5 protein-coding genes are annotated in these 6,637 nt (G+C 72.1%); all 5 read left to right on the forward strand.

Annotation, left to right across the window (positions count from 1 at the left end; translation table 11 throughout):
• Positions 1-367: 367 nt before the first annotated feature.
• Positions 368-1,603 carry a beta-ketoacyl-[acyl-carrier-protein] synthase family protein gene (locus ACLQ2R_RS14260; protein WP_425959956.1) on the forward strand — a complete coding sequence of 412 codons (1,236 nt, stop codon included), beginning with the start codon at positions 368-370 and terminating at the stop codon, positions 1,601-1,603.
• A gap of 45 nt (positions 1,604-1,648) precedes the next feature.
• Positions 1,649-1,912, forward strand: coding sequence for an acyl carrier protein (locus tag ACLQ2R_RS14265; RefSeq protein ID WP_386248343.1), 264 nt, complete (start codon positions 1,649-1,651; stop codon positions 1,910-1,912).
• Positions 1,909-3,147, forward strand: a complete 1,239-nt coding sequence (locus tag ACLQ2R_RS14270) for an AMP-binding protein (RefSeq protein ID WP_425959957.1) — start codon at positions 1,909-1,911, stop codon at positions 3,145-3,147. Before ACLQ2R_RS14265 ends, ACLQ2R_RS14270 begins: the two co-directional genes overlap by 4 nt.
• Positions 3,144-4,649 (forward strand): aromatic amino acid lyase, encoded by a 1,506-nt coding sequence (locus tag ACLQ2R_RS14275; protein ID WP_425959958.1) that lies wholly within the window; start codon positions 3,144-3,146, stop codon positions 4,647-4,649. The genes ACLQ2R_RS14270 and ACLQ2R_RS14275 overlap by 4 nt, the downstream gene beginning before the upstream one ends.
• 133 nt (positions 4,650-4,782) lie before the next feature.
• The gene (locus ACLQ2R_RS14280; protein WP_425959959.1) at positions 4,783-6,534 is read left to right on the forward strand and encodes an FAD-binding oxidoreductase; all 1,752 of its coding nucleotides are present in this window, start codon (positions 4,783-4,785) and stop codon (positions 6,532-6,534) included.
• Positions 6,535-6,637 lie beyond the last annotated feature (103 nt).

Here is a 6,637-nt window from a genome sequence, read left to right on the forward strand (position 1 = left end):
ACCTGGGTCACGGGAACATCTCCCATCCCGCCTGTCACGGGGGTGGAGGGGTGTCTCGCTGGCGGGACACCTCCGTGCCCGGGATGCCCGGCGGCGGGGGATCCGGCCCCCGCCCCGCCCCGGGTGCGGCAGGACCGCCCGGCACGGCGTCCCGCGGACCGGGAAAACCGGCGCGGCCCTTGTGAAACGCCGCCGCCATGTAATAGAAGATTTGTTCCCGGCTCGTAGGAAAAGCGTATCCGAGGCGGTGACGAACCCCCTGGACCTCGGTTACCGTCGAGCCCGGCATGGGATTCCCGAACTTCCCGGTGAGGCGCTGGTGGTCATCGACGGCATTGATTCTCCGAGAGGTGGTCCGCCCAGGAGGGTGGTCATCACCGGTTATGGAGTCCTTTCCCCCTTCGGGGTGGGCTGGGAAACCGCGTGGGAGAACATGGTCCAGGGCGCGAGCGCCATTCGCGAGCTTTCAGGAATTGACGTCTCCGGCCTTCCGGTGAGAATCGGCGGCCAGATCCCGGATTTCGATCCCGAGACGTGGCTGCCGGCCCCCCTGGTGCGGCGCACCACGCGGCCCGCGCACCTGGCCCTGGTGGCCGCCTCGCTCGCGCTCAAGGACGCCGGCCTCGGCGTCGACGCCGGGCTCGCCCCCCGCACGGGGGTGACGGTGGGCAGCGCCTGCGGCGCGAGCAGCGTGCTCGTCGAGGCGGGCGCCGCCTTCGCCACGCGCGGCCACATGGCGCTGAGCCCGTACACCTTCACCTCCACCGGCGTCGTCACCGTCGCCTCGGAGGTCGCCCTGCACGTCGGCGCCCAGGGCCCCTCCACGTGCATGACGACCGCCTGCGCGACCGGGGCGACCTGCGTCGGCGAGGCCATGAGGCTGATCAGGCGGGGCGACGCCGACGTCGTCCTGGCCGGCGGGGCCGACGACGCCCTCACCCCCTTCGACCTGGCCGCCGCGGCCAGGGCCAGGGCGCTCTCCCGCCGCAACGACGACCCGCGGGCCGCCAGCAGGCCCTTCGACACCGGCCGCGACGGGTTCGTGATGAGCGCGGGCGCCGGCGTGCTGGTGCTGGAGAGCGAGGAGCACGCCCTGGCGCGCGGGGCCCGCGTGTACGGGGAGGTGGCCGGGTACGGCGCCACCACCGACGCCTACAACCTGACCAGCCCGCACCCCGAGGGCACGGCCGTGGAGCGCGCCGTGCGCCTGGCCCTGAGGGACGCCGGGGTCACGCCGGACGAGGTCGGATACGTCAACGCGCACGGCACCGGGACCCGCATGAACGACACCGCCGAGATCAAGGTGATCCGCCGGGTGTTCGGCGAGCGGGCCACGTCCGTGCCGGTGAGTTCGACCAAGAGCATGACGGGCCACATGCTCGGGGCGGCCGGAGCCGTCGAGGCGATGGTCGCCATGGAGGCCGTCCGCACCGGGATCGCCCCGCCCACCGTCAACTGCGACGACCCCGAGGACGAGGAGATGAACTTCGTGGCGCACCGGGCCCAGAAGCACGCGGCGGACGTGGCCGTCAGCAATTCCTTCGGATTCGGCGGCCACAACGCGGTCCTCGTGCTGCGCCGCCGGCCGGACGTGTCACCCTGACCCGCACGAGAAGTCGGGAAAGCCGTCCAACGCGACCGTGAAGGGATGAAGGAAATGTCCGCAGAGCAACAAGAAATGCTTTCCAGTCTGGCCGAGATCGTGGAGAGGGTGGCGGGCGTGCCCGCGGAGAGGGTGCTGCCGGACAAATCATTCACCGACGATCTCGCCCTCGATTCCCTGGCGGTCGTCGAGGTCGCCTTCTCCATGCAGGAGCACACCGGCGTGGACATTCCGGAAGAGGACCTGGCGCGCATAAGAACGGTCCAGGACTTCCTCGATCTCGTCGAGCACTCCGCGGGGCGGAATTGACCACCCAGAGCGCTCCGGAACACCGCGACGTCGCCCCCCCGGGCGCCGTCGCCTACACCGAGGTCTCGCCCCAGGAGCTGCTCGCCTCCGGCTTCGCGGCACCGCGGATCAACGACGACCCCTGGCTGGTCCGCTGGGACCTGCTCGACCCCGGCGTCGACGTCGACCGGTTCGTCCTGGACGCCCTGGCCGAGACCGTGGACCTGGAGACCTCCGGCAGCACCGGCCCGAGCCGGTCCTGGCGGCGGACGCGCGAGCAGATGTGGGCCGAGGCGGGCCTGCTGGCCGCGCTGATCGAACGCGACCGTCCCGAGGCGCTGCTGTCCTTCGCGCCGCCCCGGCACGTGTACGGCGCGCTCGCGAGCGTGCTCGTGCCCGCCCGCCTGCGCCTGCCCGCCTGGTACCGCCCGCGCTACTTCGGCGCCCTCCCCGACCCGCGCGCCCTGCGCTGGGCGGTCGTGGCGGTCCCCTGGACCTTCTCCATCCTGCGCAGGCACGCCTCCTGGGTGGAGCGGACCGGGCACCTGAGCGTGCTGCACAGCACCGCCACGCTCCCGCTGGCCGCGGAGTCCCTCGTCCAGGAGACGCGGGAGGGGCGGATCCGCCTCGTGGAGGTCTTCGGCTCGACCGAGGCCGGTGGCATCGCCTCGCGCGTCTGGAGCCCGGACGGGCCGCCGTGGGAGCTGTTCGAGGACGTGGAGTTCGCCCCCCTCGACGAGCCCCGCGCCGATCCCCCCGGCGCGCCCGCGGGGCCCGGTGACACGTCCGGCGGGCCGCCGGGCGGCGAGCCCGACGAGACGCCGCTGGTGGTGCGCAGCCCCCGGCTGGCGTTCCGGCCGGACGAGGCGCCCGCCGACGTCTGGCGGACCGGTGACCACGTACGGCGGCTCGACGAGCGCAGGTTCCGTTTCGACGGGCGGCGCGACCGGCTCGTGAAGATCAACGGCCGCAGGGTCGACCTCGACCGGCTGGAGGAGTCGGTCAGGTCGGTGCTCCCCTGCGCGGACCTGGCCTTCCTGCCCGTCACCGACGCCCTCAGCGGCGAGAACTTCGACCTGCTCGTGGTGCCGGAGGGCGAGGGAGCCCTCTCCGTCACGGAGGTGCGCGCGGCGGTGGGGCGGTTCGACGCCCGGCCGCGGCAGGTGCGCCTGGTCGATCGGATCGACCGTTCCGACACCGGCAAACTCCGGCGACTACAGCGACCTTCTCTTTCCGACGCGGGAGCAGACACGTGACAGCCTTGATCGACGGACGTTCCACCGAGGGCCTGGCCTCGATCGTCAGGAGCACGCGCTGGGACGCCCGGGTGGCGCCCTGCGAGCACGAGGACGTCCGCCGCATGCGGGCCAGCGTGGACCTGCTGGCCGACAGACTCTCCGGCGACGAGTCGGTGTACGGGGTCACCCACGGCTTCGGCCCCCTGGTGGCCTTCTCCGCGTCCGACTCCCCGATGGAGCAGGGCGCCGGCCTGATCGCCCACCTGGGCTCGGCCCAGGGCAGGCCGCTGGACCCCGAGGTGTGCCGGCTGATCGTCTGGCTCCGCCTCAACAGCATGCGCCAGGGCTACTCGGCCGTGTCGCCGGACTTCTGGCAGACGCTGGCCGACCTGTGGAACGCGGGCTTCACGCCGTCGATCCCGCGCGACGGCACGGTGAGCGCCAGCGGCGACCTTCAGCCGCTGGCCCACGCGGCACTGGCTCACGCGGGCAGCGGGGAGGCATGGGTGCGCGGTGACGACGGCTGGTCGGTGGTGCCCGCCGCGCGGGCCCTGGAGGACATGGACGTCAAACCCGTCGAGTGGTCGGCCCGCGAGGCGCTGGCCTTCGTCAACGGGACCAGCGTCAGCCTGGCGGTGTGCATCCTGAACCACCAGGCGGTGCTGAGGCTGGTGCGGGCCGTCGGCATCCTGACGGCGAGGATCGCCGACATCCTGGGCTCCAACCCGGAGGCCTACCACGCCGGGATCGGCCGGGTCAGGGGCCAGACGGGACAGCTCACCGTGGCCCGGTGGATCCGCGAGGACCTGCCCGAGGGCATGGAACGCAACCCCCAGCGGCCCCTGCAGGAGCCCTACAGCCTCCGGTGCGCCCCCCAGGTCCTCGGCGCGGTGCTCGACCAGCTCTACGGGGCCGAGGAGATCCTCGTCCGCGAGGCCATGGGCTGCACGGACAACCCCGTCTTCTACGAGGGCGAGCTGCTGCACGGCGGCAACTTCCACGCCATGCCGGTCGGCCTGTGCTCCGACCAGATCGGCCTGTGCCTGCAGCAGGTGGCCTTCCTCGCCGAGCGGCAGCTCGCGATGCTGTGCGACCCGACCTACAACGGCGGGGCGCCGCCGATGCTCACCCCCCGCCCCGGGGCGGGGAGCGGCCTGGCCGGGGTGCAGCTCAGCGCCACCTCGTTCGTCTCCAAGATCAGGCAGCTCGCCTACCCGGCCTCCCTCACCGCGCTGCCGACGAACGGCGGCAACCAGGATCACGTGCCGATGGCGCTCAACGGGGCCAACTCCGTAGCCGAGGCCGTGGAGCTGGCGTGGCTGGTCGTCGGCTCCCTCGCGCTCGGCGTGGCCCAGCGCGGCGCGCTCGCCGGGCGCAACGAGACGGCCACCGGCCTGTGGGCGGACCTGGCCCGGATCTCCCCTCCGCTGCAGGCCGACCGGCCGCTCGCGGCCGAGGTGCGCGCCGCGAGCGGCCTGCTCCAGGACGCCGCGGAAAGGCTGCTCGCCGGCGAGGGGTGAAGACCCCCGCGAGGATCGTGAATTCTCACGGGAAACGAAAGAACGAGGGCCCCGCCCTCGGTGGATCAAAGGCGTTCCTCCCCCCGGAGAAACGCTCATGAGAATGTGAAATGCGAAAGGTCTGGTAAGAACGGTGGCCAAAGCAACACGCCGTGGATTCCTGGAAGTGATGGCCGTCGCGGGAGGCGCGGCCGTCGGGCTGGCCGCCGGTGACTCGGAGGCGGGCGTCGCGAACGCGGCCTCTCCCGGATGCCCCCCGACGCCGGACGCGTCGACCATCGGCCCCGACGACCCGCGCTACGCGGAACTCGTCTCCCGGGGCTACAACGCGCGCTTCATGGCGCAGCCGGAGTCGGTCCGCGTCGTCCACTCCGCCCAGCAGATCGTGCAGGTCGTCAACGAGGCCGTGCGCGCGAACAAGAAGATCGTCGTGCGCAGCGGCGGTCACTGCTTCGAGAACTTCGTGGACGACCCCTCGGTGTCGATCATCATCGACATCTCGGAGATGAACGACGTCTACTTCGACGCCCGCCACAAGGCGTTCGCGATCGAGGCCGGCGCCACGCTCGGCAAGGCCTACCGCTCGCTCTACCTCGGCTGGGGCGTCACGATCCCGGCCGGCGGCTGCCCGAGCGTCGGGGCCGGGGGCCACATCGCCGGCGGCGGGTACGGCCCGCAGTCGCGCAGGCACGGCCTCGTGATCGACCACCTCTACGGCGTGGAGGTCGTCGTGGTCGACCGCTCGGGGCGGGCGCGGATCGTCGTCGCCACCCGCGAGGCCCGCGACCCCAACCGGGACCTGTGGTGGGCGCACGCCGGAGGCGGCGGCGGGAACTTCGGCATCGTCACCCGCTACCTGATGCGCTCCCCGGGTGCCACGGGCAACAACCCCGCCACCCTGCTGCCCAAGCCGCCCGCGCAGCAGTACGTGGTCTCGGCCAGCTGGAGCTGGGAGAACATGACCGAGGAGTCGCTGTCCCGGCTGGCCGACAACTACGCCCGCTGGCAGCACCAGAACCACGCCGAGCCGGCCTTCGCGAGCATCGACAGCTCACTGACCATGTACCACCGCTCCAGCGGGAGGATCGAGCTGTTCGCGGCCATGGACGGTGACGTCCCCGGCGCGGACGGCATCCTGTGGACGCTGGTGCAGACCGTCGGCGAGGGCGTCGGCATCGAGCCGGTCTTCGACTACTTCAGCGTGGCGCCGTGGATGAAGGTCACCCTGTCCTACGACTCCGGCGCCGGCGCGTACGCGCTCATGTTCAAGTCGAAGGCCGGCTACCTGAAGAAGCCGTGGACCCCGGCGCAGCTCAAGGTCATCTACAGGTTCCTGACCGAGGGCGAGGGCGACGTCGGCGCGTCGGTCTACCTGATGTCGCTCGGCGGGAAGATCAACGCCGTGGACCCGGCGGCCACGGCCAACCCGCACAGGACCGCGCCGCTCATCGGCTTCTTCGACATCGGCTGGTGGGACCCGGCCGAGGAGGAGAAGTGGCTGACGGCGATCCGCGAGGCCTACCGGGAGGTGCACGCCGACACCGGCGGCGTCCCCGTCCCCGGTGACGCCTACGACGGCGCGTACATCAACTACCCCGACAACGACTTCGCCGACCCCGCGCTGAACACCTCTGGGGTGCCCTGGCACAAGCTGTACTACAAGGACAACTACCCGAGGTTGCAGCAGGTCAAGGCCAAGTGGGACCCCAGGAACGTGTTCAACCACGCCCTGTCGGTCCGGCTCCCGGGAGCCTCGCACTCCCTGCCCCCGCAGCCCCGCCCTGACGCCTCCCGCAGGTCGGCGAGGACCGAGCCCAAGAAGTACCCCGCCAGGGTGTCGCCGAGGCACGCGAACAACCTGCGCTCACTCGGCCAGCCGGGCTGAGCGAAGGGGCCGGGCCGCGCGGGGGGCCGGCCCCGGGGGGCGGGGCGGGGGGGGGGGGGGGGGCGGGGGTGTTGTGTGGGTTGTTCGCGGAGGTGTTGGGGGT

The organism is Streptosporangium sp. DT93 (assembly GCF_049844535.1).
Taxonomy (GTDB): Bacteria; Actinomycetota; Actinomycetes; order Streptosporangiales; family Streptosporangiaceae; genus Streptosporangium.